Raw genomic sequence first — 26,115 nt, 5'->3', positions numbered from 1 at the left:
GTTCTCCTTACAGATCATACTCCACACACTTCAAAAACAGGCCCTTGGCGGGCAGGGTCGGCCCGGCGCGGCTGCGGTCACGGCTTTCCAGAATGGCGGGAATTTCCGCCGGGTCCAGCCGGCCTGCGCCTGCTTCGCACAAAGTGCCCGCCAGAATGCGCACCATATTGTACAGGTAGCCGTCGGCGGTCACTTCAATGTCGATCTCGTCCCCCTTGCGGGTAACATGACAGTCCGTGATGGTGCGCACGGTATCGCCATGGGCTGCAGCGGAAGAGCCCGCCGCGCACAGGGCCAGAAAATCGTGCCTGCCCACAAACTGCTGTGCCGCCGCCTGCATTCTGGCTTCGTCCAGATGCCGGGGCACCCGGGTGTAATAAGCCGCATCAAAAGGCGAGTCGATGGGGTGGTTGTGGATGCGGTAGAGGTAGGTTTTGGTATGGGCCGCGTACCGGGCGTGGAAGTCCTCCGGCACCACCTGCGCGTCCAGCACCCGGATATCCGGCGGCAGATGCTGGTTCAGCGCCAGCGGCAGCTTTTCCGGCGGAATGCGGGTGTCGGCGTGGAAGTTGAGCTTGAAGCCCAGCGCGTGCACCCCCGCATCGGTACGGCTGCAGCCCTTGATATCAGGGCGGCTGCCCAGCACGGCCTGCAGCGCGTCCTGAAAGGTTTGGGCCACGCTGCGGCCATTGGGCTGCACCTGAAAGCCGCAGTAGTTCGTGCCGTCGTAGGCAAGGGTAAGTAAAAAGTTCATAAGTGTTTTCTTTCATGATCGGCATGCTCGCCCTCTCCGTCACCTTCGGTGCCACCTCTCCCAAAGGGAGAGGCCTTGGCAGTACGGTAAAGTTCGCGGTTCTGCCAAAGGCTCCCCCTTTGGGGGAGCTGTCATGAGCAAAGCGAATGACTGAGAGGGCGAGGTTGCTTCCCTTAAAAATTCGGGAACACCAGCCGGGAGGCAAGGATCACCGCAAAGCAGGCGATGCACACGGCAAGGTCGATATAATCCTGCTTTTCGCAGCGCAGCACCTTCAGGCGGGTGCGGCCGTCGCCGCCCCGGTAGCAGCGGCATTCCATGGCCATGGCCAGCTCGTCCGCGCGGCGGAAGGCCGAAATGAACAGCGGGATGAGCACCGGCACCAAGGCTTTTACCCGGTCGGTCATCTTGCCGGTGTCCAGCTGGGCACCGCGGGCTTTCTGGGCGTTCATAATTTTGTCCGTCTCCTCAATGAGGGTGGGGATGAACCGCAGGGCAATGCTCATCATCATCGCCAGCTCGTGCACCGGGAAGTGCAGTTTGCCCAAGGGCTTCAGCAGCTGCTCGATGGCATCTGTCAGCACGATGGGGCTGGTGGTGTAAGTGAGCAGGCTGGTGCCCGCGATGAGCGCCATGACGCGCACCGCCATCAGCACAGCATAGCGCACGCCCTCGGCATAAATGGTCAAAAACCAGATGTGCACCAGCGGTTCGCCCTCGCCTGACACAAAGAACAGGTTCAGCACCGCTGTGAATATCACGATGGGCAGGATAGGCTTCAGGCTCTTGAGGATCATTTTGCCGGGAATTTTTGCCACCTTGTACATCACTGCCAAAAACAGGATGGAAAGGGCAAGGCCCAGCGGATTAGAAGCTGCAAACAGCAGCACGATATAGGCGATGGTCAGCACCAGTTTCAGGCGCGGATCGAACCGGTGCACCAGACTGTCGCCCGGGAAGTGCTGGCCAATGGTGATATCTCTCAGCATCCGGCAGCGCCTCCTTCCTTCTTTGCTTCCCGCGGGAGCACAAGGCTCTCGCCTGCCTCCCGGCGGCGCTTGGCCTCCAGGATCATCTTGACCGCATAGGGGATGGTGTACACATCAGCGGGCACATCCACGCCCATCTCCCGCAGCTTGAGGAAGATCTTCGTCACCTGCGGCACGGAAAGCCCCAGCTCCAACAGCTCCGGAGCGCGGGCAAAGACTTTTTCCACCGTGTCGTACATGGCAATTTTCTTATTGCTCATCACCAGAACACGGTTGGCGTACTTGGCAATGTCCTCCATGCTGTGGGACACCAGCAGCACGGTGGTGCCGGTCTTTTTGTGGTATTCCTTCACCTCGCTGAGGATGTCGTCCCGTCCCTCCGGGTCAAGGCCCGCAGCAGGCTCGTCCAGCACCAGAATGCGGGGCTTCATGGCCATAACGCCCGCCACTGCCACCCGGCGCTTCTGGCCGCCGGAAAGCTCAAAGGGACTGCGCTCCAGCAGGGCCGGGTCAAGGCCGACGAAATCGGCGGCTTCATGCACGCGGCGGTCGATCTCGGCTTCGTCCAGACCCATGTTCTTGGGGCCGAACGCGATATCTTTATAACAGGTCTCCTCGAACAGCTGGTACTCCGGGTACTGGAACACCAGACCGGTGAGGAAGCGGAAGTCCCGGATCTTCTCCGGATCTTCCCACAGGTCGCGGCCATCGATATAAATTTTGCCGCTGGTAGGCTTGTTCAGGCCGTTCATGTGGGTGATGAGGGTGCTCTTGCCGGAGCCGGTGGCCCCGATGATGCCCACAAAGTCGCCCTCTTCCACCGTAAAGCTCACATCGTCCAGCGCAGTGACCGCATTGGGCATGCCGGGGTTGTAGACGTAGCTCAGATGTTCTACTTTGATAATATCTGCCATTTGCGTCTGCCCCCCTTACTGCAAAAGCTCGTACAGAGCCTGTGCGCATTCGCCGGTGTCGATGATGCCCTCCGGCATCGGGATGCCGACCTTCACCAGCTCGTCCCGCAGCTCTGCAGCCTGCGGCACATCCAGATGCAGGGAGCGCACCTTCTCGGTCTGGCTGAACACCTCTTTGGGGGTGCCCTCCATCACCACATGGCCCTTGCTCATCACCAGCACACGGTCTGCCTGCGCAGCTTCCTCCATGTAGTGGGTGATGGACACCACGGTGATGCCCATATTCCTGTTCAGGTAGTGGATGGTCTGCATCACCTGCTCACGGCCCCGGGGGTCCAGCATGGCGGTGGCTTCGTCTAATATCAGGCAGTCCGGCCGCATGGCAACGACGCCTGCAATGGCAACGCGCTGCTTCTGGCCGCCGGAAAGGTTGTGGGGTGCGCGCTCGCGGTACTCATAGATGCCGGCCATCTTCATGGAGTCGTCCACGCGGCGGCGCATCTCCTCCGGTGGCACACCGAGGTTTTCCAGTGCAAAGGCAACGTCTTCCTCCACCACGGTGGCAACGATCTGATTGTCCGGGTTCTGGAACACCATGCCCACGGTCTGGCGGATATCATAGAGCTTGTCGTCGTCTGCGGTGTCCATGCCCTCCACGTAGACCTTGCCGCTCTCCGGCAGCAGGATCGCGTTGAAGTGCTTTGCCAGCGTGGACTTGCCGCAGCCGTTGGCACCCAGCACGGCCACAAATTCGCCGCGCTTTACTTCCGTTGAGACACCGTCCAGTGCGTAAACCGGCTGGTCGCTGTCGTAGCGGAATTTCAGATTTTGTGCTGTTAAAATCGTCTCTTCCATTTGTGTTTCTCTTTCTGGTGGTGCGCCCCTCTGAAAGGGGCTGTACCCCAAATCTCAGATTATTTTATAAACTCCCCCAGCCACCTGCGGCGGCAGCCCCCTCAAAGAGGGAGCCTTTTGGTTTTCTGCCGTCAGAAAGCCTCCCTCCCTGAGGGAGGTGGCATCGCGAAGCGATGACGGAAGGAGTATTTATTCTTCCCAGATGGCGGTTGCGCCGCAGGGCACTACGCCGCCGGTGGCGGACACCGGCAGGCCGATCTCGTCGCAGGAGGTCTCGCCGCCAAAGCGGGGCACCAGCGTTGTTTTGAGCATATACTCCATGACCGCCGGGGACAGGCCGGTGGTGTAGCTGTTCACCGCAAAAAACAGCGGTGTATCGCTCAGCACCTCTTCGCACTGGCTGATGAGGTCGTAAATGCAGTCCTCCAGCTTCCAGATCTCACCGCCGGGGCCGCGCCCGTAGCTGGGCGGGTCCATGATGATGCCGTCGTAGGTGTTGCCGCGGCGTTTTTCCCGCGCAACAAACTTGGCACAGTCGTCCACCAGCCAGCGGATGGGCCGGTCGGCAAGGCCGCTTGCCGCAGCATTGTCCTTACCCCACGCCACGATGCCCTTGGAGGCATCCACATGGCAGACGGTGGCACCTGCCGCCGCACAGGCCAGCGTGGCACCGCCGGTGTAGCCGAACAGGTTCAGCACCTTTACCGGGCGGCCTGCGGCACGGATCTTTTTGGCGTACCATGCCCAGTTGACAGCCTGCTCCGGGAACACGCCGGTGTGCTTGAAGCCGGTGGGGCTGACGATGAGGGTGAGCTTATCCTCGCCCTCGCCGCAGCTGATCTTCCACTTTTCGGGCAGACGGCGCTTGTACTCCCACTCGCCGCCGCCCTGATTGGAGCGGTGATAAACAGCATCTGCCTTTGCCCACAGGGGGCTCTGCTTGGGCGTTTTCCACACCACCTGCGGGTCCGGGCGGATGAGGATGGTCTCACCCCAGCGCTCCAGACGGTTGCCGTCGGTGGCATCCAGCAGTTCATAGTCTTTCCAGGTATCTGCAGGGCGCATAGCGTCCTCCCTTCTCTTTTATCCGTTTCTTACTGGCCCAGAATGCGCTTGTTGATCTTATCCACGATGCGGTCGGCGCAGCGGTGGATGGCATCCAGATCCTGGCCCTCCACCATCACGCGGATCTTCGGCTCGGTGCCGGACACCCGCACCAGCACGCGGCCCATGCCCATGAGCTTCTGCTGCTCGTTCTCAATGAAACCGGCCAGCACCTCGTCCTCTTTGTAGGCTTTTTTCTGGGCGGCGTTGGCGGTCACATTCACCAGCACCTGCGGATACTGGGCGTAGATGCCGTTCAGCTCGCTCATCTTCTTGCCGCTTTCAGCCAGCAGCTTGAGCAGCTTGCCGGCGGTCAGCTCACCGTCGCCGGTGGTGGCATGGTGCAGCAGGATGACATGGCCGCTCTGCTCGCCGCCGATGGCAAAGCCGTTCTCACGCATGTTTTCCAGCACGTAGCGGTCGCCCACGGCGGTCTTTTCGGTGTTGATGCCCTGACTCTCCATATATTTGATGAAGCCCAGATTGGACATGACCGTAACCACGGCGGTGTCGCCGTCCAGACGGCCTTTTTCCTTCATGGTCATGGCCAGCAGGGCAATGATCTTGTCGCCGTCCATCTCCTGACCCTTTTCGTCGCAGCCAAGGCAGCGGTCGGCATCGCCGTCAAAGGCAATGCCGCAGTCAAAGCCGCCCTCTACAACAGCCTTTTCCAGATTTTCCAGATGGGTGCTGCCCACGCCCTTGTTGATGTTCTCACCGTCCGGTGCAATGCCAAGGAAGGTGCACTTTGCGCCCAGACGGGGGAACAGCTTCTGCGCCACAGCGGCAGAAGCACCGTTTGCACAGTCGATGCAGACGTTCAGGCCGGTCAGGTCGCCGTGGATGGACTCATACAGGTGATCCACATAGTCCTGCAGGCCGTCATCGCGGCGGTAAACACGGCCCACCTCGGCACCGGTCTTCAGCTCAATGCCCGCGCAGTCGTTGTCGATGTAGACCTCGATCTGGTTTTCCACCTCGTCCGGCAGCTTATAGCCGGTACCGGCAAAGATCTTGATGCCGTTGAACTCCATCGGATTGTGGGAGGCAGAGATCACGATGCCGGCATCGGCATTGTACTTGCCCACCAGATAGGCCACAGCGGGCGTGGGCAGAACGCCCAGACTTTCCACATCCGCACCCACGCTGCACAGACCGGCGGTCAGGGCTGCTTCCAGCATATCGCCGGACTGGCGGGTGTCCTTGCCGATCAGGATGCGCGGACGGTGGCCGGTGCTGCCGGTCAGCACCGCAGCCGCGCCGCGGCCGATCTTCATTGCCAGCTCACAGGTCAGGTCTGCGCCTGCAACACCGCGCACACCATCGGTTCCAAAATATTTTCCCATAATAATACCCCACTTTCTATAGAAAGAAGCAAGTTTTAATATTGTAAGCATCCTCGCCCTCTCCGTCATCGCTGCGCGATGCCACCTTGTTCCCCTTCTGGCACTTCGTGCCACCTCCCCCGGCCGGGGGAAAATGGCGAAGCCAAAAGGGGGAATAAGCTGTCGAACGAAGTGAGACTGAGAGGGCAAGCCCGTTTCTCTCAGAACAAACTCTGCTGCCCGTTGTCCTCGGGCGCAGCGGCCTCCGGCGCTTTCAGGCCCAGATGTTCATAGGCCAGCCGCGTTGCGCAGCGGCCCCGGGGCGTCCGGGTCAGAAAGCCCATCTGCATCAGATACGGCTCACACAGGTCTTCCAGCGTGACGGATTCCTCGCCGAGGGCCGCCGCCAGCGTTTCCAGACCCACCGGGCCGCCGTTGTACATTTCAATGATCGCACGCAGCATACTGCGGTCCAGTTCGTCCAGACCCAGTGCGTCCACGTCCATCCGCTTGAGGCCCATCAGGGCCACATCCCGGTCGATGATGCCGTCGCCCAGCACGGTGGCAAAGTCGCGGATGCGCTTCAAAAAGCGGTTTGCCACGCGGGGCGTGCCGCGGCTGCGCTTGGCCAGCTCGTAAGCGCCTTCCGGCGTGATGGGCTGGTCGAGGATGCCTGCCGAGCGCTGGATGATCTTGCTCAGTTCATCCGGGCTGTACAGCTCCAGCTTGAGCAGCACGCCAAAGCGGTCGCGCAGGGGGCCGGTGATCTGGCCTGCACGGGTGGTGGCACCCACCAGCGTGAACCGCGGCAGGTTGATGCGGATGCTCTGGGCGCTGGGGCCTTTGCCGATCATGATATCCAGCGCATAGTCTTCCAGCGCCGGATACAGCACCTCTTCCACCTGACGGGACAGGCGGTGGATCTCGTCGATGAACAGTACATCGCCCTCCTGCAGGTTGGTCAGCAGGGCGGCAAGGTCGCCGGGCTTTTCAATGGCCGGGCCGCTGGTGATGCGGATCTGCACCCCCATCTCGTTGGCGATGATGCCTGCCAGCGTGGTCTTGCCCAGACCCGGCGGGCCGTAGAGCAGGATGTGATCCATGGGCTCCCCGCGCCGCTTGGCAGCTTCCAAGTAAATTTTCAGGTTCTGCTTGACCTTTTCCTGCCCGATATAGTCTTCCAGATGCTGCGGGCGGAGGTTGTTTTCCTCGCTGTCCGCCGCCGTCATGCCGGGCTGCATCATTTTTGCGCCGTACAGCGCAGTTTCGTCCTGCATTCTTTACCTCCTGCCTGCCATGCTGCGCAAGGCCAGTTTGATGATCTCTTCCACGGGCAATGCCGCGTCGATCTTGGAAACGGCAAGCGCTGCTTCGCTCTGGCTGTACCCCAGCGACACCAGCGCCGCAATGGCCTGACTGCTGCCCTGAGAAGCCTGTGTGTCGGCAAAAGCACCTGCCACATCCTCCAGCGAGATGCCGTCCACAAAGCCCTTGGCGACCTTATCCTTCAGCTCCAGCACGATGCGCTGTGCAAGCTTCGGCCCCACGCCGGAAGCCGCCTTGAACGCCTTGTGGTCCCCCGCCGAGATCGCCAGTGCCACGCGGTCCGGCTCCATCACGCTCAGGATGGCAAGGCCCACCTTAGGCCCCACGCCGGACACGGCGGTCAGCATCTCAAAGCAGGCCTGCTGCTCCTCAGTGGCAAAGCCGTAGAGGCTCACATCGTTCTCGGTGACGCTCATCACGGTATAAATGGTGGCTTCCTTGCCCACGCCGGGTAAGGCCCCGGCCACGCTGGCCGGGCACTGGGCATAGTAGCCTACACCGCCGCAGCTGAGCACCACTGCGTTCATGTTTTTTTTGACGATTTTTCCTGTCAGACAGTAGATCATTTAAAACCCTCTCCGTTTCTGTGTCGGCAAATTTTCCTCTGTTCAGCTCGCCCTTCGGGAGAACTCCGGTGCCGCGCCGCTGCAGGCGGACGGAACCGGTGAGAGGGTCAGATCGGCCCGGCCACACGGCGGACAAAGCGGTTGAGCTGGTTGCCGTTGGTGTGGCAGAAGGTGATGGCCATTGCCAGCGCATCGGCGGTATCGTCCGGCTTTGGCACGGCGGGCAGATGCAGCAGCACGCGGGTCATCTCCTGCACCTGCTTTTTCACGGCCTTGCCGTAACCGGTAACAGCCTGCTTTACCTGCATGGGGGTGTACTCGTAGATGGGCAGGCCTGCCTGCGCTGCCGCCAGCAGGATCACGCCGCGGGCTTCTGCCACGCCGATGACCGTGGTCTGATTGTGCTGGTAGAACAGCTTTTCGATGGCAAGCACCTCGGGCCGGGTGCGCTCGATCACCTCTTTGATGCCTGCATACACCTCGTCCAGACGGCGCTCGAACGGCACGCCCGCGTCGGTGCACACCGCACCGAAATCCACCGGCGCAAACCGGTTGCCTGCGTAATCCACCACGCCCCAGCCCACGATGGCGTAGCCGGGGTCGATGCCCAAAACTCTCATGCTGCAAATACCTTCCGATACTATTCCTATTATAACTTTATTATTATATCACAACAAAACAGTGTGAGCAACAGAAAACCTTTCGCATGCCGCCGCCTCGGAAGTCAACCATTAAATTCTACAAAAATTCAGAAAGATTTCTGTTCATTTTGAAACAATACAAATAGGCCGTCAAGGTTTCACTTTTCTTGCAGCCAACCTTTGATCTATTCTGTTCGCCGTATTTTCTTTATTACCACGCTTTCTTTTGGGGTGTGGTGTTGCACTTTTCTTACATGGCTATGCCAAGTTCATTCAAACACTGTTGGAACATGATCGCGCTGCTCTTGTACCCGAAGATTTTTCGCGGGTACTCATTGATCCACTTCTCTGTCTCCGCCAACTGCTCTTTGGAAACCTTTGAAAAGTCCGTACCTTTCGGGTGCTTCCTGCGAATCATGCCGTTGACGTGTTCATTGCTGCCGCGCTCCCATGAAGAATAGGGATGGCAGAAGTAAACCTTTGTCCGCGGGATCGTCTTGTTGATGCACGACCGTTCCAGCATATCCGCCGCCGCAAATTCTGTGCCATTGTCAAACGTGATGCTCTTGAAGATCAGCCGGAACTTCCTTGCGCCCAGCTTCCTTTCCAGCGCGTCAACCGCTTTCACAATGGTTTCTGCCTTGCGGTTCGGAACTCCTATTATAATCTCGTTGCGCGTCTTACGCTCCGTCATGGTGAACAGCGCACAGGTCGTCTTTACTTTTCCCTTGCCGCTATACACCGTGTCGCCCTCCCAGTGTCCGAACTCCTGCCGTTCTTTCACTTCCGGGGGCCGCTGTTCGATGCTCTCCCCCGCCGGGGCGCGAGCAGCTTCTTTCTTGCAGACTTTCTTATATGCCTGCTTGTGTTTCCCGTGCCGTGGCAGTTCTTCTTGAGTGAGATTCAGGAACAAGCCTTTCTTTATATAGTGGTATACCGTCTGCACAGAAACGCTCGTCTTGAACTGCTTGCCCTCCTGCTGCGCATATCCGAACACCGCCGCCGGGCTGCACTCTTTATTCAGGATTGTGGTTTCGATGTAGTTTGCAAGCTCGTGATCCTTGCCGATTTTCAGGGCTGGGCCTTTGTCCCGCAGGTGCGCTTGGTATTTCTGCTCCGCAATGTCCGGGCTGTACGCGCTCACAAACTCCCATGTATCGCCCACCAGCCGCTGATACTCCCCGCGGTGTAGCTCATTGTACACCGTGGAGATATGCACCCGCAATTTGCTGGCAATGTCCTTTGGTTTCATGCCCTCGTTCAGCCACTTCTCGATCCGAAGCCGGTCTGTCCATGTTAGATGTTTGAATCTTCGCACGTTATTTTTCCTCCTTTCTTTGTCGCTTTGTTTCGTATTTCAAATGTAACCGACTTTTGGCGTTTTGTCAACGGTGCCACCGCAGGGCAACAAAAAAATCCCCGCCAGCGATCCGGGTAGGATCACCAGCGGGGATGTAGTTTAGCTCAGTCGTCCCGGATGGGGAGTGCCTTTGCTCTCGTATACAATTCAGTTCCGGTTCCGTTACCTCCCAGAGCGTGATAACTCTTATAGAGGTATTCAATGTTCTTCAAACCGGGCAGGTCGATGTACCCTTTCTCGATGTAATGGGTACACGCCTGATACAGCCGGTCGTGGAGAATTGCCAGCAGACCGTTTTTGATTGCCTTGTTTTCCTCTTTCTGTGCCTTGATCTTCTTGGAGAGATTACGGTATGCAGCGGTCAGACCTGCCGCCACGATGCCGAAAAGCCATTGCGCCCAGTATTTGACGATAAATTCCAGCATCGTTTACTCCTTGCGATTCTTGTTGTCCTCCCCCACGTTACCGAAGTGGGCCACAGTAGTGGTTTCTGCGGATTTCTTTTCCATGTAATCTTCGAGCTTCTTCTTGGTGAAGTTGAACACGATCTGCACGATCCAGTCCAGCGTCCGCTCATTGATCGCCCAGTCCAGCCAGTCGGGGGTATACCCACGCAGTACGGCAATGACGTGAGCTTTCTTTTCTGCGCCCGCGCCGCTACCGAACTTTTCTTCTGCGTTGACGATCCACTTGTACACGGTCTTTGCGACAACAAGGCCATAGCCCAGACGTACCGCCGCCAGTGCCGTGACCACAAGGCCAACCACCATAAAGATGACAGCCAGCCATTCAGGGAATGCCATCAGAAAAACTTTCAGAATGTTCTCCATACTGTTTTCCTCCTACTCTTAACCAACCCAACGGCTCTTTACCGCACGGGTGTCGATATGTACCCAACCAGCAGGGCGACCGTTCTTCACGGGATAACGTCCAATGCCGCCGGTATCTTTCAGCAGAGTTTCGGCGTAGGCCGCAACCGTTTCTACGGCCACGCCCTGCACCCGAATATCTGCCGCCATGCCGTAGCAATGCTGGCTATACGTTGCGCCCTTGACCGCCTTGTTGTGGGCGGCAGTGCGATATGCGCTTGTGATCGTCACGGCCTTTCCGAAGTGATCCCGGATATTCTGCAACAGCTTCACAAGAGCGTTATCAATAAAGATGGGATCAGTCCCATCCTTACAACGAAACTCTTTCACGGTAAAGTTTGCAGACAGTTTCTTGCCCCCATCCTTTGCCAGCGAATATGCGTTAATTGCCATTTTCTTTTTTCCCTTTCCGGCTCAATGCCTTACCACAGCCGCCCGCGCAGCACTCAGCGTACAGCACGGCAAACTCTCCGCGTTCTGCGGTCGTGTCTACTCCCGCCGCTTCCAGCTTACCGAGCAGCGTTTCGCACAGATCAGGCCACTTTCTTTCCATCGTTCTTTCCTTTCCAGAGCGTTTCCTCTGGGTCTGTCTTTCCGTACTTCCGTACAGTATCAAGATAAATCTGGTTCAGCCGCCACCGTAGACTCTCACTCTCCGTGTGTTCCAGCAGCCCCTTAATACTGGCAACACGGCGTTTGAACGCTTCTTCATCCATCTGCCCGGAAGCGTAAAGCTCTGATATTTTCTTGACCTCCCGTTTCAACCGGCCAACCGTGCTTTTGCGCAGCTTCATGTAGGTGGGCCAAATGCGCACACCAACAAACTCCACGCCCATCCGCACCGGTCGGATGCAGGTTTTATTGTTCAGGTCAAGCTCCAACTCTTCATGCAGGAATGTTTCGATCTTCTCTTTCCACTCGTGCAAGGTTTCCTTGTTCTCCCCAAGGATTACAATGTCGTCCATGTACCGGATGTAGTAGTGGATTTTCAGAACGTGCTTGCAATACTGGTCAAGTTCGTTCATGTAAATATTGGCGAAGAGTTGAGAAGTGAGATTGCCTATCGGCATCCCCACATCGTACAACCATTCCTCCGGCGGGGTATCTTGCGGGGCTTTGCCGCGGGGCAACCCGAACGGCTCTGCTCTGCTGTTTACAACGCTTCCGAGGAACTTCATCAACTCCGGGTCTTTGATACGCTTTGCCAAAATTTTCAGTAGCTTCGCATGGTTCACACGGTAAAAGAACTTGCTTATATCCAGTTTCAGGTAGTACCATCCCGGCCCCGGTTTCCGGTCTACTTGCCGCATCCAGTATTGTAACCGTGCTGCGGCCTTGTGGCTTCCCTTGCCTTTGCGACAGGCATAGGAGTCCTCAATAAATAGCCGGTCGTAAATCGGATTGAGGTATTGGTACAGTGACCATTGCACGATCCGGTCAGGGTATGGCAAGGCCATCACTAACCGCTTCTTCGGCACGGACACCCACAGTTTCCGGTATGGGCCGAGCGGACAGTCCACGGCGATCATCTGCTCTTGAATCTGAAACAGATTGTGTTCCAGATTTGCAGTAAACGCCAGCACTTCCGCCCGGTATCGTTTGCCCTTGCGGGCTGAGTGGTCAGCTTCTACGAGGTATTCAAACTCGCAGATCACATTCCACGCATTTTGAATCGTGTTTATTTCGTTTGGCATTTCTGCCCTCAATTCCACCGCGCCGCGCGTAGCGTTTCCGTTTTCGCGGCAATACATATTTTTTCCGGTCGTGCTGACCGGAACGGAAACGGCTTCCTTTAGACCCACACACCGACTGCGACCCGTAGATCACAGCCCCCATATCCGGCGTGGAATCCCGCCGAACAAAAATGTTCTTGTGGTGTAAAGCGGAACGGCCCCCGTTGTTCGTCCACGAATTAGAGCGCGGATTGTTGAGGTTCAAGTTGAACACGCCTGCACTCTCGCCATTGTTCCAGTTGCCGCCGCGGATCGGACACGCCGTAAATAACCCGTTCCCGTATGAAAACGGCAGGCTTTAGAGCGAAGCAATGTAGCCGCCCAACAGCCTGCCTATTTCATCGTTGAATTTCGCCCACGTTTCATACTGGTGCATCGTCAAGGGCGGCGGGTACTTGCCCCCGTGTAAATCCTTACTCGCCGCCAGCCGGACAAACTTTCTCAATACGGCCAGCTCCACGTCCATATTTTGCGTGGTGGTCTTTTTGAAATATCGCCGGTCTATCTCAACGCTGTACCGGAGAATTGCCAACATACTTCTGCGAAGTTCATCAGCCAGCTCACGGTCTTTCCGAGGAAAGCTCATTGTGAGCGGGTAGCCATAGTCAACCATTTCTCCGATTTTCTCCGCCAAATGGAACGGTTCAGGCTTTTTCTTTTTGTCGCCCTGCTGGGGCGGCACTTCGGCTTCTGCGTTCGGCACAGTCAACACCTCCAAAAATCAGCGCGGCGGGCCGCTGGCCCACCGCGCCTTATGTTCTATTTTTGCTTTGGTCTGCGCTACCGCGCAGACCATCAGCTTATCAGGCTTCTGCTGGCAGCTTTACAAAAGCGGAACGGCCCCCGTAGCTCGTCCACGAAGCAGAGCGCGGATTGCCGAGGTCCAAGTAGAACACGCCAGCACCCTCGCCACTGATCCAGCGGCCGCCGCGGATCGGACACCGCTCATCCGCTGCGTTGTTCGCCCAGAAGTAATCGTTGCCGTAGTTTACATCAATGCCATCACCGGTCAGCGCGGTGTCCGGCATCAGAGCAAGGGACATAAGGATCAGCTTTGCAGCATCGCCAACGCTGGCCGCAGCCGTGGTGTCCTTGAACGCTGCACTGCGGCTCTCGTCCTTGGAATCGCTGATCGTGGTATCCCACTCCCAGTGATTGTTCACTCGGTTCAGCTTGATGGTCCCCGTGGTCGTGCCGTTGCCGTCAGGAGCGACCAGAGAGCCATCGCTGGCCTTGATTGCCCGCCATGCGTTGCTGGATGCACTGTTGCTCACGCTGTTGTCGGCGGCGTTGTTGTTGGGGATGATCTGCAACTCGCCCTTGACCAGACGCAGACCGATGCACCACTCCCAGATATTACCATTCATATCCCAGATACCGTCCATGCGTCCGTTGTGGCTCCACGTCAGCGGGCCAGTGCCGGTACGGACGCGGGCGGTCTTGCCGTTGTCCTGCACACCGGGGACAGGGATTGCTTCGTAGTAGGTTTCGGAGCTATCCTTGCCGTAGTTGTTGTTGCCTTTCGGCTCACAGCCGTGCTTGTGACACCACAGCGCGACCGCCGCCCACTCTGCATTGCTGATCTCGTGCCAGCCCGCGCCCTTGGCGTTGGTCTGGGTCACAAACCAGTCAAGCGGATGGGACACGGTGGGGTCTTCGGCGGGCAGGCTGTATGCACGGCCAGTGTCGGTGCAGGTGCTCTGATACTTGCCAAACCAGAAGCCGTCAATCTCCTTGCCGTTCACGATGAACGCCGGGTGAGTTTCGGTGCTCTGGGTGGACAGCACATCGCACAGGCGGAACTTCGGGATAAACACATGGATGGACGGCATTTCCTTGTCGTCAAAGAGCAGGTCATTGGTGGGGAATGCAGTCTGCACCGCAAGGCGGGTAGCATCAAAGTTAGTTGCCATAGTCTTTTCCTCCCTTACAGAATGTCAAAATCTTCGATAGACCACAGGCGCAGGGTCACGTCGTCGGTGTTCAGCGGCTTGGCCTTGCGCTCGATGTGGGTCTTGTTGGCGGTATCTTCCGCCGTGGTGTCCTCTGCTGCTTCGGTTTCACCCTCCACAGCTTCGGTCATGGTAGCGTTTTCGGCTTCGCCCTCAACCTCCACGTCCTCATACTCGATTGCGGGGATTTCTACCTCTGCGACATAGAAGCGGCTGTCGCTGCCGTCGATTAGCAGATTGCCCTCGGCATCGCCGGTGATGGTCTTGGTCACAGGGTAGTCACGCTGGTACTTGGCAAGGTTCATGGTCAGAGTGCCGTCTGCGAAGTCCAGCTTCGTGCCGCGCAGCTCATACTCAACCTTTCTGCCCTCGTTCAGTTCGATAACATTCATCAGTTCATACCTCCCGTTACTCTCACAACGACCACGACGGTCTGAGCAGAGCCGTCATGTTTCAGCTTGAAACCGTTGGTCAGCTTACCGGACACGGTAATGTCCCCTAGCCGCCCGCCGGTGTAGCTCTTAACGTACACGTCCACGCCATAGTTGGCATTCTTTCGGGTCTTTGCCAGTCCCACGCTGACCTCGTTGATCCCGAACGGCCACTTGCTGCCGTTTTTCAGCGTCACCTCTTTGACTTCTGCCGCCACCTCCGGTTCCAGCGCAGACAAGCGGCTGTTCTGCTGCGTGTCGGTGTTCTTCATGCTGGCAATGTCCGTAGTGTGACTGCCGGTGGTCTTTTCCAGTGCGGCCAGCCGGGTGTCCTGCTGGCCGTTCAGGGTCTTGATGCTGGCAATGTCGGTGTCGTGGCTGTTGCTGGACGTTTCCAGCACACCCAGACGACGACCGAACCAGAGCAACATAATGTGGATGATGTTCGCCGCCATGTTGGAATCAGAGATACCAACCTCCATACGGTTGAACTGATCCTGTTCCAGCAATGTACCCTGCTGGATAACCTTGCCGTCCTGATCCTCAACATGGTTGCGCCAAAAGGTTCTCTTAAACATCAGCATTTTCTTCTATCCCTCCTTGCTCAGAAAGTCTTTTCCAGTTCTGCGTTTGCTTCCGCCAGCCGCAGCACTTCGGGTTCGACCTCGATCAGCGGGAACGTAAACCGCAACAGACCGGCGTTGATGCTGTCACGGGACAGGCTCACGCTCTGGCTCCCGGCCAGCACACCGTTGTTGTCGTAGACGCGCACACCGGTGATCGTGTCCTTTGCACCGGAACTCGGTGCATTGACATAGACCACCACGGCAGTCCCGGCAATCTCCTTGCTGTTGATCTCGCCATCAACCCAAGTGCTCTTGTTGAGCTGGTACTGGAAGCGAGTGACCGCCCGCAGCAGTTCAGCGCGGCGGTTATTCAGAAAATTATCCGTAAAAAAAGCCATCCTCTTTCTCCTTTCTCTGCAAAAGAAAAAGCCCTTGCGGGCTGTTGCAGCTTGTTACAGGTAGGTCTTGCCGCAGACACGCGGCGTGATCTTGAACGCTTCGACTTTCACCTGACCGCCCGCCGTGGCCGCTGCGCTGGTTCCCAGCGTTGCCGCGCTCGGCTTTGTTCCGGTGGTCGAATCGCCCGCTTCTCCCGGACTTCCGGTGAATGCTTCCACTCTGGTTTCAGAGTAAAGCGGCATATTGGCGGTGTAGCCCTTTGTGCTGGTAACGGGCAGGTCGCCGGTCACGCCGCTACCGGTTTCCGCCGGGGTGATGGAGTAGCCATCCACCGCCGGGGTGGTTTGCAGCTCTTGTCCTGCGCTCCAACCTTTCGTCGCCACCTCCGGGATTGTGCCGGTGATTTTCGGGAACGCAAGGAACACTCCGGTGTTCGCCGCTGCGTCCAGCTCTGCGCCGGTCGAGTAGCCCAGTTGGGCAGGCTTCCAGTATGTTCCGCAGTACGGAATACCGCACTCCGGCACTTTGTAAGCCATGCACTCCACCATCACGCCAACGCCGATGCTGTGCCGCACCATGTAGCTGATCTGTTCAAGGTGAGCAGACAGGCGTTTGGTGTAGCCCAGCAAATCCTCCATTTCCCGGATGGTGTGATACTGCGCCGCCGCTTCCGTAATGTTGACGTTCAGCCGCCAGAAGCCCGGAGTGCCGCCGTAGTCGAACCACTCTTCTACCTCGGAATCAGGGTACACGGCACTTGCCTGTTCCCGGACGGCTTTGACCGTACCGGCGTACCGCTGAATCTCAATCGCCGTTCGGACGATTCTCCGCTTCGTTTCCACGTCGGCGGTGGAGTCGTACCACTCGATTTTGAGGTAAACGGCCATCTGATCCAGCACACCCTCGTCGCAGGTGTCCACTTCGGAGAACGTCATGCCCGTGTCGAGATATTCAAACATCCGGTCTTGCAATTCTCCGTAGACAGCGGACAGGACTTGCGCCCACGGCTGTTCTGCAACAATCCGCGGCAGGCCGTCCGTGATCCTTGCGTCCCGCAGGTTAATCATCCTCGATACCTCCGTAGATGATCGTCGGCGTTCCGCTCAGTTTCGGAATCTGCACAACGGCTTCCCCTGAATCAGTCCCGTTCTCGACCACCTTGTAGACCGGCTGGCGCAACTCCACCCGTTTTACGCCCGCTGCCCGCAGACGGGAAGCCAGCTCCAACGGGTTAATATCCCTCCCAATGGAACGCTGCCACACCTGAAACTCTTCCACGGCCTTGGCGACGTTCTCCTGAACGATGCTTGCGCCCTTGGAATTACCAGAACCGATGTAATAGGTGAAGTCAATGGAATACTCCACTTCCTCCGGGGCCTTGCAGATTACAAGGTCTGTCATGGGGCGGCGGGCTTCGTTCATCAGATACGTTTGCATTTCGGTCATATCCTTTTCACTCGGCATCTTGCCGCCGGTCAGCATGAAGAAGATGTAGACCGTACAAGCAACATTCCGCGGGCTGACAGCGATTGCGCTCTCCACGTCCGACCGGAACGACATAGCCCAGAACTCGTAAGCGTCCTTGGGGCCAGCGCAGGAGTAGGTCGTAGGAGAAAGCCAAATTCTGCGGGTCAGGCTGTCGTCGCTCTCCACGTCTGCGCCGCCGCTGCTGGTGTCGGTGTTCTCCACCGCCGCCACATACGGAATGGCATCAACCAGTGTATCAACAACACCGGGCGGAATGTCGTTGCCGCCCGCGCCTACCACTTCGGCCTGTGCCAGCACATCCACATAGGTCTTGCCAATGTCGATCTGTGCATAGTCCATTGTGGCAAAATAAACACCCGCGGCAGTTCTGACGCGGGTTCCTTGCGGGATCATGGCAACGGTTTTCTGAACGGCAGACAGCGTAAAGCGAACCGTCACCGTTGCATAGGTTGCCGGGGTGCGCTTCACGCCAAACGGCAAGCCCATGTTGTCCAGCTCTGCGCCGGTCGCTGTTTTCAGCAGCGCACAGCGGGTGCGCTTCTCCGCAATCTGAATCATCATGTAGTACAGCTCCGTCATGCTTTTCAGGGTAAGCATAATCGGGTCTGCTTTGTTCAGGGGCGGGGCCGTACCGTTCACGGCCTTATAGTTCCGGGTATAGATTTCCGTCACCAGATTGCTTACATCCTGCAACGTAAGGTTTCCGGTAACGCTGTACTCCGGTATATCGGCAAACTCAGCAATGTTAGACAATCTGCACCACCACCTTTGGCCGGATGCGTCCTTGCTGGCTGTGGCTCGTTTCATACTGCACTTCCAGCACTTCTGCCCGCGGCTCGTACTTCTTTGTTTTGCGAATGATCTCTGCTGTAAGCATCGCCTGTGCAGCTTCGGCGGGCAAACTCAAACATTCCATGTTCAAGCCAAACTCCCGGTCAAGGGCTTGTTCTCCCTCTTTGCTGCCATAGAGTGTCAGCAGACAGTTGTAAATATCCAGTTCTTCGGTTTTGCCAGACGGCTCAATCTCAACGTCGAAGCCGCCAAGCGTCATAGTTTCCATATCGTCGCTCACGGTGCGTATTCCTCCAACGTCAAAGTAACCTTACCGTCTTTCAGTCCCCAGAAACGATGCACCGCACCCCATCCCGTCGTCACCTTTGTCAACTTGAACGGATTCTGCGACATAGGTTTGTTGTTCAGGATGAAGTAGTCAATCGTTCCAGCTTCACAGTGCTTCATGAGTGCGTCAAAGATTTTGCGCGGGTTCACGCCCAGCTTTGAAACCAACTGGATTTCAAACTGGTACGACTTCAAACCCGGCCCCGTGTACTCGCTCTTGTCTTTGCCGCCGATTACACTGTGCGTGGCCCAGTTGCTTGATGTACTCCCGGTGATATTGTCAGGTGTCAAGACGCGCCAACTTGATACCGTAAATATCAGTCCCGCATAGCATCCAATGCTTCCCCATGCCATAGGATCACCCCCTTACGGTGTCGGAGTTCCGGTTTCGCCAGCAACAACATACGGGCCAGCCGTGGCCGCACCAGAATGAGTGTGCTTGTGGTTTACCAGAGAAATGCCGTTGATCTTGCAATCGCCGGAGCCACCAGAGATATTCACGGTCGATCCCTTGATGTTCACCGTCGTTCCGTTGAAGTTCAGCGTAACGCCCTTGATCTCAACCGTTCCGTTCTGACACACCTTTACGGTGGAACTTCCCACCTTGAAAGTCATGTCACCCTTGACGGTGTACTCCACGTTCTTCCCAACGGTTTCTTTCACATTGCCGTCGATGGTTTCCGTGTAGTCGCCGGTGTCGCCGTCGTACTGCTCAAATGCTTTTCCCTGCTCGTCGTTGTAGTCGTGCCGGTAGCGGCCTTTCTTGCCCTCGACGGGCTTGTTGTCCTCATTCCAGATCGTGCCGATGCACGTTCCCATTTCCTGACTGTCGGAGTTGTGGAGGACGCAGACCAGCTTGCCTACGACCGGCATCCGGTACATGGCATTGGAAACCATGCAGATTTCATCCGTGACCGAATCGGCGCGATCCTCGTATGTAACCTCAATGGTTCCGTCCTCGTAGTTCACCTTGGACACAGAGCCAATTCGGATAACGCTGCTCATGCTGTTACCCTCCCACTCTGCTTGCAGAAACTTTCGTCACCAGACCGGAAGATTTGTTCAGCGTGTGGCTCACGGTGTCCATGTAATACTTCCCGTTCAGTTTCCCTAGTCCCTTTATATTGATGCACATGGTCGAACACAGACTCAGGTTTCCCATCGTCGAAAAAGAAATGGTCGTGGCCGAATGGTTCTTGTTGTCGATGGCCGCTTGAAGCTGCCTTTTTGCGTCCGCTTCGCTGGACGCATACTGGTTCAGTTTCAGCATCCTGTCGGCAGTACCGATTGTGACCTTGATGTTGACTTTCTTTTTTTGGTTCGAGTAGGTGAACTCTCCGCCGGTGTACGTCCCGGAAAGCGTTGTGTTCCAGCTCAAAGAGTTAGGCACAATGTCCGCCGGGGTAAAGGTTGCTACTGCATCCTTTTTCTTGTACTGCTCACGATCAAAAATCCAGATTTTGCTTCGGTAGGTTTTGAGGATCAGGCCATAGGTGCTGCAAAGTTTTTGCAGGAACGAACTATCCGTGTCGTCCTGCTCTTTCAACGCAATGTCCACGTCCTCGGCATCCATGCTGCACCCCAGCCCGTACCGGTCGGCAATGGTCTGAGCGATGCGCTTGATGGAGGTCTTTTTCCAGACGCACTCTTGGTTTTTTTCGTGAAAGCTCGTTCCGTTCGGACGGGCCACCGCGCCGATGGTCAGCACACACGGCCCAGCGGAATAGCTGAGATCGTCCACCACCAGCGTCCCGCAGTCAAGCGGGGTGCTGTCACCCTGCACGATCCAGTTTTTCGTGCAGAGTGTCGGGTGTAGCACAGCTTCCTTATCCGGCAACCACGAGTTGATCCACTTATCATCCACCGCGTTTACCTTTATGGAAATGCTGTCGCTCGAATCTGCTCCCCGGTCGTTATAGGTGAAGCTTTCCACATCCCCGGAAATGTCCCCGGAAATATCGGTGTCGTTGTACTCCAATTTCAGGATCGTTTTTCTGGGCTGAATCGCAATCATATATATCACCACCTACCTTTTCCACGGCGGCAGGTTATCGTTTGCCGCCATCTCTTCTTCAATGTCCGGCGTGACCAGCTCAACGCCGGAATCGAATCTGTAAATCTCGATGTACTCCCGGTTTGCGGCCATCAGCACATCGGCTTTCAGCTCGTCACCGTAGACGGATTTCGCAATGCCGTCCCAAGTGTCGCCGCTCTTTGTCGTGTACGCCATCAGGCCACCCCCTTACGAAGCATATTTGACACGGCCCTGTTCACGCTCTTCTTCACGCATTTCCTGTTTGAACTCTTCAAACAGCTTCCGCATTTCACGTTCAAGCTCTTCCATGTTTGTCCCGCTGCCGACAGTGATGTGCGGCGAAAAGACAAACTGGGAATCCTTGATGCTGCTGGAACTTCCGCCGTCACCGCCGCCCGCGGCGCGGTAGGCACTGGACGGCATATCCGGCAGGGTTTTCTCGGTGTCCCTCTGCGGCAGCATATAGAGCGGTGTTCCGGTGTCGGTCAGAACACCGTTTTCCCAGCTCGACAGCACCGTGCCGCCATTATAGGTCTTGGCCGCTTCGGTCAACATAGAGGTGATCGTGCTGTTTCCGCCAAAATACTTGTTCAGTACCAGCGGGGCAACATCAGCGGCAATGCTGGTAGCTGCCAGAGCCAGAGAGCCGTCACCGGCCAGCGAGTTGTTGGCGACCGTCCACAGCATAGATGCTGCGTCCCCCGCCGTGCGGATGCCGTTGGAGCGCAGAGCGTAGTCGGCATAGGCTTTGGAGAAGTCGATCAGGTTGTCCAACTTCTCGTTGCCCGTTGCACTTGCGCTGTTCTCCGCAGATTCTTTCGCGGTCTGGTACGTTTCAGCCGGAACATCGGGTGCTTCCGTGGCGGGCGGCTGTGCCACATCCTGCTGCGACAGCATATAGAGCGGTGTTCCGGTGTCGGTCAGAACACCGTTTTCCCAGCTCGACAGCACCGTGCCGCCGTTGTAGGTCTTGGCCACTTCGGTCACGGCCTTTGTTATCGTGCTGTCACTTCCCAGATACTTGTTCAGGATGATGGGAGCAACGTCGGCGGCGATGCTGGTCGCCACCAGCTCCAAGGAGCCGTCCCCGGACATGGCGTTGTTTGCCACCGTCCACATCATCGACACCACATCACCGGTGGACTTGATGCCGTTGGAACGGAGTGCATATTCTCCGTATGCGTTGGAGAAGTCGATCAACTTGTCCAGCTTTTCCTTGCTTCCGTCGGTGAAACCGCCGTTCGCAAAATACTGGACGTTCTGCACACCGGCTGCGCGGGTCGCATCCTCACCGGACACGCCCAACATACGGCCAGCCCGCACCCAGTTTTCCACGTTGCTGTCATGGACACTGGGCTTGAAAGAAATGACGGCTTCTGTGCCAGCTTCACCGGCGATGCTCACCCCGCGGGTAAAGCCGCCGTTTGCGAAAGCGGGCATTGCCACTTCCGACAGGTTGAAGCCGAATGTTTTACCGGCGAAGTTCTTCGCCACCGGGACATTTTCAAGCCACTGTGGAACCGTGAACGAGAAACTATTCAGGGCGCGAATGATACCGTTGACGACCGTAATCGTCACCGATACGATGCCCTTTATCAGCCCAACGATAGACTGAATCACAGGCTCGATCACCGGCAGTAGGCCGTGGATTACATCGACCACCAGCTTGATCGCATTTATCAGTGTCGTGCCGACCAGACTGATAATCATGCTTATCAGCGGCGACACCGCCGGGAACAAATCGTTTACCGCGAAGCTCAACACATCTGCCAACAGCGGCTTAATGTGGTTCACACCGAGGTCTACGATCTGACCGATCAAGCCCTTTACCGATTCGATGATTGGGATCACTGCACCGAACGTAGTCCCTAGATCGTCAATTCCGAGGATGCTCTTTCCGCTTAACCCTTGCTGGATGTTTTGCAGGTTTTCCAGTGAGAAAGCATTGCTCAAGGTATCGTGGATGTTCCCCGCGATGCCCTGCACTTTCCCGGTGAATCCATCAAAGAGCGTCAGTCCCTTTTCGCCAAACACCTGTCCGATAATCTTGCGAATATCCTCAAAGTGATCTCCCAGCAGACTGACCACCGCAATCACTCCGCCCAGACCGGCAATCACCGGGCCGAATGTGGACATAAGGCCAGCGAAGATGTTGAAACCGCCTTTCAGGACGGGCGATGCCACGGCCTTGCCCAGCCCGAACGCCTTGCCGCCGAAGTCTGCCACCGCCGGAGCTGCATTTTTAACAAATCCGGTTGAGCCAGACAGCACTTGTCCGGGGCGCGTCTGGTTGAAGATGTACCCCATCTGCGCAAGAGCAGCCTTTCCGCTCAATCCCTGCGTACTGTTTGCCATTCGGTAGATGGTTCTTCCCAAACCAGTACCGTTTGCAAAGTTCATCTTTGAGAGGAAATTCACGCCAGCTTTTGCAGCATTTCCGGGCATCGCTCCAAATACAGCAGCCGTAGCCCCACCGAAGTTTTTTAGTCCTCCTGCAAGTTTCGCCACGTCGATACCGTTCGGGCCGATGATTCCCGTGAAAATCTGCTTGGTAACGCCACCGATGCCGGATGCGATTTTCGTCTTTCCGAAGTCAGACGCGGCAGACATAACGCCGTTGATATAAGGGAAGCTCTGCCGGATGGTCTGCCCGCGTTCCGATGCGCCCATAACGTCTCGAACAAAGTCGATTTTTGTTTTTCCATCGTTCTTTGTCAGGCCGGTAAAGTTTTTCAGTGCAGCCCACAGGCCAACACCCGCACCGTTCGCCTTAGTCGCAATATTTTTCAGGAACGAGTTTTGCGGCTGCGGGCCGATGGACGGAGGCTGGATGCCCGCCATCTGTGCGCCGTAGCTCATGCCGCTGGCAATGGTGCGGATACCGTTGAAAATCTTCCCGCCGCCGGTAGCGGTTCCACTTACTCCCTTTGTGACCCCGCTGACGACTTGAAGAATCTGCGGTGCGAACCTCATACCAGCCCACGCCGCACCGATGCCGCCGATTGTGGCGGCTACCTTGTCGCCGTTATTCAGCAGGTACTCGATTACTTCCTTTACCCGTGCCGTTATATCCGGCAGGGCTGCGCGGAAGTCGTTCAGCTTATCAAGCCCAAACCCCGCAACGTCTTTCAGAATTGGCAGGAAATTGTTTCCAACCTCGATACGGACAGCCCGCCATGCGTTGCTCAACATTTCCAGTACGGATTCGGAGGTTTCGCATTTCAGCATAAACTCCTTGTACATACTGCCAGTGTATTTAGAAGCATCGCTTACATCGTCCAGCGTGTCCACGAACAGTTTGAGGTTTCCGGTCAGCTTTGCGCCGCTCTCAATGGCCCATTGGCCGAGCAGCGTTTTCAGATAGCCAACCTGTTTATCCTCGTCCTGCTGGCCTATTGCTGTGAAGAGCCGTTTCAAGGCTTCCGGTGCAAGGGACTTGCCGTTTGCATCGACCTTTTGCATATCTTTTGCAAACTGTGTCGCGCTGAACCCCAACTCTTCAAAGGCTTCATGCTGTGCCTTTGTTGCTTTGGAACCCATCGTCAAGTTGGTGTACATACGGCGAATGGACGTTGCGACTGTGTTTGAGTTTACGCCCATCGCCAGCAGAGCGGTGGACAGGGCCGCCGTTTGATCCGTGTCCATACCGGCGATCATGCCAAGGGAGCCGGTATCGTTCACCGTCTGTGCAATTTCTGCGGCGGTCGTCGCATAATGCGCACCCAGATAGTTGATCTGGTCGGCCAGCTTCATGACACCCTCATGATCCGTATCAAACGCAACTTCCCACTTTGCGGCCCAGTCGCCCGCCTGATCTGCGGAAATGTCCATAGCCGTTCCCATTTCGGCAACGTCTTTCAAGAACTGCTCCTTGCCAAGCAAGTCGTCCATGTTCTTGCCGGACTGACCAGCAGCAGCCGCAAGGCGGGTCAGCTCTTCGGCGGTGTACGGAATCTGGGTGCTTAAATCAAGAATGCCTTTCGACATTTCATCGTAGTTTTCCTTGACGACTTTTCCGTTGTCGTCCGTCAGGCCGCTAACGTACTTTGTCACATCCAGCATTTCGCTTTCAAACGCCACCGCTTCTTTCGTGGTGTTCACCACTCCCGCGGCTACGCCACCGGCGGCGGCTACTGCGCCTTTGGCAATATTCGCCGCGAACTTCGATGCTCCGTTTGCAACGCTCCCGATCTGCGTGTTCGCCAGCTTAACCGCTTGTGCAAGCGAATTGTCAACGTGACCGCCGATCAGGATGGAAAGCTCTAGTTCTTGATTTTTTGCCATTCCTCCGCAACCTCCCCGTGAATCTCCACCAGCTCACGCACAGGCAAGTTCAGGTAAAAATCTGCGCTTGTGTGCGTGACTGTGGCGAGAGCTATCGCCGCCTTTCTGATTGTTTTGTAGCCGCCCTTTAAGCGAAAAAATCCTTGTGGTTGACACCTGCGCGGAGCTGCACAGCTTCCGACAGGGGCAGGCCGAGGAAGAACGCAACATCCTTGCCGGTCGCCATAGAAGCGATCAGGCAGCAGTAGTAGTAGTTCAGGGTCTTTTCTGCTGCGCGAATGTCCTCTTCCTCCATGCGGTTCTCCGCCTGACGGACATTCATGCCGGTCATGTTGGCGACACCGGACAGATCAACGGAAGTGTAGGTTTCGCCCTTGTAGGTATAGGGCTTGCCGAACTTCATGACGTGGCTATGATCGTCCTTGTCGTCGCCGTCCTCTGCCGTCGCGCTGCGGAGGGATGCCTGTACGGTCTGGCGTACCTTTTTGCTTGCGCCGATGGGAAGCAACTGGAAGAACTCAATGGGGAGCTTCGTTGCTGCTGCGGCCAGAGCGTCGGTGTATGCGGTGGCAGTTTCGGGGGTAATCATCGCGGCCAGCTCACCCTCGTTGTACAGCTTCTTGATGATAAGCACCGCGTCCTTGATGGTCAGGCCGTCCAGACCGGACAGGTCAATCTCGGTATACTCCTTGTCGTCGAACTTATAGGGACGGGCCAGCTCGATGATCTTCGGGTTCTTCTTGACCTCTGCGGTTTTGGTCTGCTCTGCGGCGGTAGAAATGTTCTTCTCCATGATGAAGTTTCCTTTCTGTCAGATACAAAAAATTGACCGCCCCGGTCTTTCGGGGCGGTCATTCGTTTCCTTTGGGATCAGATCAGAGCGGCAACATCCGCCAGCATATCTTCACCCTGCACACGGTAGATACCGTTCAGTTTGTCGATGGCGATAATCTCTTCGCCGTCGTTCTCGATCATCAGGTAGGTCAGTTCGAGCTTGACCTTTGCTTCCATGCCCTCGCCCGCCTTGATCTTACCGGGAGTGAACTCTTTGACACGACCGATCTCGACGATTCGCAGGCCCTTGTAGGCATAGCCAAGGCTCTTATCGACCGCCTGCTGCGCCACACGGAAAGTCAGATTGACCTGACGCTTCGGGGACAGCACGTTGACAAAGCTCGAATACACGAGGTTGAAAGAAACCTCCTGCTCGATGCTCTCAAACTGGCCGATGTTCGGTGCGCTGATCTTGCCGAGGATGCCAGAACCGGAAACATCAATAGTTTCCGAGGTGATCTGCGGCAGGGTGATCTCCGGGGCCGTGCCGATGGCTTTCACGCCGTCAATGTAGACGTTGAAACTGTTGACAATTTCCGGGGTCAGGTTAGTATCCAGTGCCATAACTCAT

The 26,115-nt window shown here is 56.7% G+C and carries 30 protein-coding genes; all 30 read right to left on the bottom strand.

What is annotated here, in order from left to right; genetic code table 11:
- Nucleotides 1–7: 7 nt before the first annotated feature.
- Complete coding sequence (truA, locus tag DWV57_RS04555) at nt 8–754, bottom strand: tRNA pseudouridine(38-40) synthase TruA (RefSeq protein ID WP_097776964.1); 747 nt, start codon at nt 752–754, stop codon at nt 8–10.
- A gap of 173 nt (nt 755–927) precedes the next feature.
- Nucleotides 928–1,743 (bottom strand): energy-coupling factor transporter transmembrane component T, encoded by an 816-nt coding sequence (locus DWV57_RS04550; protein WP_120020111.1) that lies wholly within the window; start codon nt 1,741–1,743, stop codon nt 928–930.
- Nucleotides 1,737–2,657, bottom strand: a complete 921-nt coding sequence (locus tag DWV57_RS04545; protein ID WP_005943466.1) for an energy-coupling factor transporter ATPase — start codon at nt 2,655–2,657, stop codon at nt 1,737–1,739. The genes DWV57_RS04550 and DWV57_RS04545 overlap by 7 nt, the downstream gene beginning before the upstream one ends.
- Nucleotides 2,658–2,672: 15 nt before the next feature.
- The gene (locus DWV57_RS04540) at nt 2,673–3,512 is read right to left on the bottom strand and encodes an energy-coupling factor transporter ATPase (protein WP_120020110.1); all 840 of its coding nucleotides are present in this window, start codon (nt 3,510–3,512) and stop codon (nt 2,673–2,675) included.
- Between the two features lie 189 nt (nt 3,513–3,701).
- Nucleotides 3,702–4,577, bottom strand: coding sequence for a class I SAM-dependent methyltransferase (locus DWV57_RS04535; protein ID WP_097774246.1), 876 nt, complete (start codon nt 4,575–4,577; stop codon nt 3,702–3,704).
- A gap of 29 nt (nt 4,578–4,606) precedes the next feature.
- Entirely contained in the window at nt 4,607–5,962 is a 1,356-nt protein-coding gene (gene glmM, locus DWV57_RS04530) for a phosphoglucosamine mutase (protein WP_097776959.1), read from the bottom strand.
- Between the two features lie 200 nt (nt 5,963–6,162).
- A complete protein-coding gene (ruvB, locus tag DWV57_RS04525) occupies nt 6,163–7,218 on the bottom strand; it encodes a Holliday junction branch migration DNA helicase RuvB (protein WP_005943473.1) in 1,056 nt (351 codons plus the stop codon).
- Nucleotides 7,219–7,221: 3 nt separating this feature from the next.
- Complete coding sequence (gene ruvA, locus DWV57_RS04520) at nt 7,222–7,833, bottom strand: Holliday junction branch migration protein RuvA (protein ID WP_097776958.1); 612 nt, start codon at nt 7,831–7,833, stop codon at nt 7,222–7,224.
- A gap of 107 nt (nt 7,834–7,940) precedes the next feature.
- The gene (ruvC, locus tag DWV57_RS04515; protein WP_005943476.1) at nt 7,941–8,453 is read right to left on the bottom strand and encodes a crossover junction endodeoxyribonuclease RuvC; all 513 of its coding nucleotides are present in this window, start codon (nt 8,451–8,453) and stop codon (nt 7,941–7,943) included.
- Between the two features lie 271 nt (nt 8,454–8,724).
- Nucleotides 8,725–9,792: an IS30 family transposase gene (locus DWV57_RS04510; RefSeq protein ID WP_120020109.1), complete on the bottom strand. Its 1,068-nt coding sequence runs from the start codon at nt 9,790–9,792 to the stop codon at nt 8,725–8,727.
- A 146-nt stretch (nt 9,793–9,938) separates the two neighbouring features.
- Nucleotides 9,939–10,259: a hypothetical protein gene (locus DWV57_RS04505; protein WP_120020108.1), complete on the bottom strand. Its 321-nt coding sequence runs from the start codon at nt 10,257–10,259 to the stop codon at nt 9,939–9,941.
- 3 nt (nt 10,260–10,262) lie between these two features.
- Complete coding sequence (locus tag DWV57_RS04500) at nt 10,263–10,664, bottom strand: hypothetical protein (protein ID WP_120020107.1); 402 nt, start codon at nt 10,662–10,664, stop codon at nt 10,263–10,265.
- Between the two features lie 18 nt (nt 10,665–10,682).
- Entirely contained in the window at nt 10,683–11,096 is a 414-nt protein-coding gene (locus tag DWV57_RS04495; protein ID WP_120020106.1) for a D-Ala-D-Ala carboxypeptidase family metallohydrolase, read from the bottom strand.
- The gene (locus DWV57_RS14435; RefSeq protein WP_165853658.1) at nt 11,086–11,256 is read right to left on the bottom strand and encodes a hypothetical protein; all 171 of its coding nucleotides are present in this window, start codon (nt 11,254–11,256) and stop codon (nt 11,086–11,088) included. The genes DWV57_RS04495 and DWV57_RS14435 overlap by 11 nt, the downstream gene beginning before the upstream one ends.
- A complete protein-coding gene (locus tag DWV57_RS04490; protein ID WP_207666237.1) occupies nt 11,237–12,454 on the bottom strand; it encodes a reverse transcriptase/maturase family protein in 1,218 nt (405 codons plus the stop codon). Before DWV57_RS04490 ends, DWV57_RS14435 begins: the two co-directional genes overlap by 20 nt.
- A 280-nt stretch (nt 12,455–12,734) precedes the next feature.
- Nucleotides 12,735–13,139 (bottom strand): four helix bundle protein, encoded by a 405-nt coding sequence (locus DWV57_RS04485; protein WP_120020105.1) that lies wholly within the window; start codon nt 13,137–13,139, stop codon nt 12,735–12,737.
- Nucleotides 13,140–13,239: 100 nt separating this feature from the next.
- Nucleotides 13,240–14,349 carry a hypothetical protein gene (locus tag DWV57_RS04480; protein ID WP_120020104.1) on the bottom strand — a complete coding sequence of 370 codons (1,110 nt, stop codon included), beginning with the start codon at nt 14,347–14,349 and terminating at the stop codon, nt 13,240–13,242.
- A 14-nt stretch (nt 14,350–14,363) separates the two neighbouring features.
- Complete coding sequence (locus DWV57_RS04475; protein ID WP_120020103.1) at nt 14,364–14,780, bottom strand: hypothetical protein; 417 nt, start codon at nt 14,778–14,780, stop codon at nt 14,364–14,366.
- On the bottom strand, nt 14,780–15,403 hold the full coding sequence (locus tag DWV57_RS04470; protein ID WP_120020102.1) for a hypothetical protein: 624 nt from the start codon (nt 15,401–15,403) through the stop codon (nt 14,780–14,782). Before DWV57_RS04470 ends, DWV57_RS04475 begins: the two co-directional genes overlap by 1 nt.
- A gap of 20 nt (nt 15,404–15,423) precedes the next feature.
- Nucleotides 15,424–15,783: a hypothetical protein gene (locus tag DWV57_RS04465; RefSeq protein ID WP_120020101.1), complete on the bottom strand. Its 360-nt coding sequence runs from the start codon at nt 15,781–15,783 to the stop codon at nt 15,424–15,426.
- 54 nt (nt 15,784–15,837) lie between these two features.
- Complete coding sequence (locus DWV57_RS04460; protein ID WP_120020100.1) at nt 15,838–16,851, bottom strand: phage tail protein I; 1,014 nt, start codon at nt 16,849–16,851, stop codon at nt 15,838–15,840.
- Nucleotides 16,844–18,025 (bottom strand): baseplate J/gp47 family protein, encoded by a 1,182-nt coding sequence (locus DWV57_RS04455; protein ID WP_165853657.1) that lies wholly within the window; start codon nt 18,023–18,025, stop codon nt 16,844–16,846. Before DWV57_RS04455 ends, DWV57_RS04460 begins: the two co-directional genes overlap by 8 nt.
- Nucleotides 18,018–18,344 (bottom strand): lysozyme, encoded by a 327-nt coding sequence (locus tag DWV57_RS04450; RefSeq protein WP_120020098.1) that lies wholly within the window; start codon nt 18,342–18,344, stop codon nt 18,018–18,020. The genes DWV57_RS04455 and DWV57_RS04450 overlap by 8 nt, the downstream gene beginning before the upstream one ends.
- A complete protein-coding gene (locus tag DWV57_RS04445; RefSeq protein ID WP_120020097.1) occupies nt 18,341–18,745 on the bottom strand; it encodes a phage tail protein in 405 nt (134 codons plus the stop codon). The genes DWV57_RS04450 and DWV57_RS04445 overlap by 4 nt, the downstream gene beginning before the upstream one ends.
- A gap of 12 nt (nt 18,746–18,757) precedes the next feature.
- Nucleotides 18,758–19,396, bottom strand: coding sequence for a phage baseplate protein (locus DWV57_RS04440; RefSeq protein WP_120020096.1), 639 nt, complete (start codon nt 19,394–19,396; stop codon nt 18,758–18,760).
- 4 nt (nt 19,397–19,400) lie between these two features.
- Nucleotides 19,401–20,405, bottom strand: coding sequence for a preprotein translocase subunit TatB (locus DWV57_RS04435; RefSeq protein ID WP_120020095.1), 1,005 nt, complete (start codon nt 20,403–20,405; stop codon nt 19,401–19,403).
- Between the two features lie 12 nt (nt 20,406–20,417).
- Nucleotides 20,418–20,621, bottom strand: coding sequence for a tail protein X (locus DWV57_RS04430; protein ID WP_120020094.1), 204 nt, complete (start codon nt 20,619–20,621; stop codon nt 20,418–20,420).
- A gap of 12 nt (nt 20,622–20,633) precedes the next feature.
- Nucleotides 20,634–24,710: a phage tail tape measure protein gene (locus DWV57_RS04425; RefSeq protein ID WP_120020093.1), complete on the bottom strand. Its 4,077-nt coding sequence runs from the start codon at nt 24,708–24,710 to the stop codon at nt 20,634–20,636.
- A gap of 127 nt (nt 24,711–24,837) precedes the next feature.
- Nucleotides 24,838–25,503: a phage tail assembly protein gene (locus DWV57_RS04420; protein ID WP_120020092.1), complete on the bottom strand. Its 666-nt coding sequence runs from the start codon at nt 25,501–25,503 to the stop codon at nt 24,838–24,840.
- 77 nt (nt 25,504–25,580) lie between these two features.
- Nucleotides 25,581–26,108 carry a phage major tail tube protein gene (locus tag DWV57_RS04415; protein WP_120020091.1) on the bottom strand — a complete coding sequence of 176 codons (528 nt, stop codon included), beginning with the start codon at nt 26,106–26,108 and terminating at the stop codon, nt 25,581–25,583.
- Nucleotides 26,109–26,115 lie beyond the last annotated feature (7 nt).

The organism is Faecalibacterium sp. AF10-46 (genome assembly GCF_003604105.1).
Taxonomy (GTDB): domain Bacteria; phylum Bacillota; class Clostridia; order Oscillospirales; family Ruminococcaceae; genus Faecalibacterium; species Faecalibacterium taiwanense.
Note: the sequence above shows the minus strand (reverse complement) of the source record. Positions and strands in the feature narration are given on the sequence as shown.

Bases quoted from the DNA above. Each gene is read 5' to 3' on its own strand.
- DWV57_RS04420 (WP_120020092.1), bottom strand. From the start codon at position 25,503: ATGGAGAAGAACATTTCTACCGCCGCAGAGCAGACCAAAACCGCAGAG.
- DWV57_RS04535 (WP_097774246.1), bottom strand. From the start codon at position 4,577: ATGCGCCCTGCAGATACCTGGAAAGACTATGAACTGCTGGATGCCACC.
- DWV57_RS04430 (WP_120020094.1), bottom strand. From the start codon at position 20,621: ATGGCGTACACGACAAAGAGCGGCGACACTTGGGACGGCATTGCGAAA.
- DWV57_RS04500 (WP_120020107.1), bottom strand. From the start codon at position 10,664: ATGGAGAACATTCTGAAAGTTTTTCTGATGGCATTCCCTGAATGGCTG.
- ruvA (WP_097776958.1), bottom strand. From the start codon at position 7,833: ATGATCTACTGTCTGACAGGAAAAATCGTCAAAAAAAACATGAACGCA.
- DWV57_RS04460 (WP_120020100.1), bottom strand. From the start codon at position 16,851: ATGATTAACCTGCGGGACGCAAGGATCACGGACGGCCTGCCGCGGATT.
- DWV57_RS04425 (WP_120020093.1), bottom strand. From the start codon at position 24,710: ATGGCAAAAAATCAAGAACTAGAGCTTTCCATCCTGATCGGCGGTCAC.
- DWV57_RS14435 (WP_165853658.1), bottom strand. From the start codon at position 11,256: ATGGAAAGAAAGTGGCCTGATCTGTGCGAAACGCTGCTCGGTAAGCTG.
- DWV57_RS04490 (WP_207666237.1), bottom strand. From the start codon at position 12,454: ATGTATTGCCGCGAAAACGGAAACGCTACGCGCGGCGCGGTGGAATTG.
- ruvC (WP_005943476.1), bottom strand. From the start codon at position 8,453: ATGAGAGTTTTGGGCATCGACCCCGGCTACGCCATCGTGGGCTGGGGC.
- DWV57_RS04545 (WP_005943466.1), bottom strand. From the start codon at position 2,657: ATGGCAGATATTATCAAAGTAGAACATCTGAGCTACGTCTACAACCCC.
- DWV57_RS04465 (WP_120020101.1), bottom strand. From the start codon at position 15,783: ATGGCTTTTTTTACGGATAATTTTCTGAATAACCGCCGCGCTGAACTG.
- DWV57_RS04540 (WP_120020110.1), bottom strand. From the start codon at position 3,512: ATGGAAGAGACGATTTTAACAGCACAAAATCTGAAATTCCGCTACGAC.
- ruvB (WP_005943473.1), bottom strand. From the start codon at position 7,218: ATGCAGGACGAAACTGCGCTGTACGGCGCAAAAATGATGCAGCCCGGC.
- DWV57_RS04445 (WP_120020097.1), bottom strand. From the start codon at position 18,745: ATGGCATGGGGAAGCATTGGATGCTATGCGGGACTGATATTTACGGTA.
- DWV57_RS04470 (WP_120020102.1), bottom strand. From the start codon at position 15,403: ATGCTGATGTTTAAGAGAACCTTTTGGCGCAACCATGTTGAGGATCAG.
- DWV57_RS04550 (WP_120020111.1), bottom strand. From the start codon at position 1,743: ATGCTGAGAGATATCACCATTGGCCAGCACTTCCCGGGCGACAGTCTG.
- glmM (WP_097776959.1), bottom strand. From the start codon at position 5,962: ATGGGAAAATATTTTGGAACCGATGGTGTGCGCGGTGTTGCAGGCGCA.
- DWV57_RS04435 (WP_120020095.1), bottom strand. From the start codon at position 20,405: ATGATTGCGATTCAGCCCAGAAAAACGATCCTGAAATTGGAGTACAAC.
- DWV57_RS04415 (WP_120020091.1), bottom strand. From the start codon at position 26,108: ATGGCACTGGATACTAACCTGACCCCGGAAATTGTCAACAGTTTCAAC.
- DWV57_RS04480 (WP_120020104.1), bottom strand. From the start codon at position 14,349: ATGGCAACTAACTTTGATGCTACCCGCCTTGCGGTGCAGACTGCATTC.
- truA (WP_097776964.1), bottom strand. From the start codon at position 754: ATGAACTTTTTACTTACCCTTGCCTACGACGGCACGAACTACTGCGGC.
- DWV57_RS04505 (WP_120020108.1), bottom strand. From the start codon at position 10,259: ATGCTGGAATTTATCGTCAAATACTGGGCGCAATGGCTTTTCGGCATC.
- DWV57_RS04440 (WP_120020096.1), bottom strand. From the start codon at position 19,396: ATGAGCAGCGTTATCCGAATTGGCTCTGTGTCCAAGGTGAACTACGAG.
- DWV57_RS04495 (WP_120020106.1), bottom strand. From the start codon at position 11,096: ATGGCAATTAACGCATATTCGCTGGCAAAGGATGGGGGCAAGAAACTG.
- DWV57_RS04475 (WP_120020103.1), bottom strand. From the start codon at position 14,780: ATGAATGTTATCGAACTGAACGAGGGCAGAAAGGTTGAGTATGAGCTG.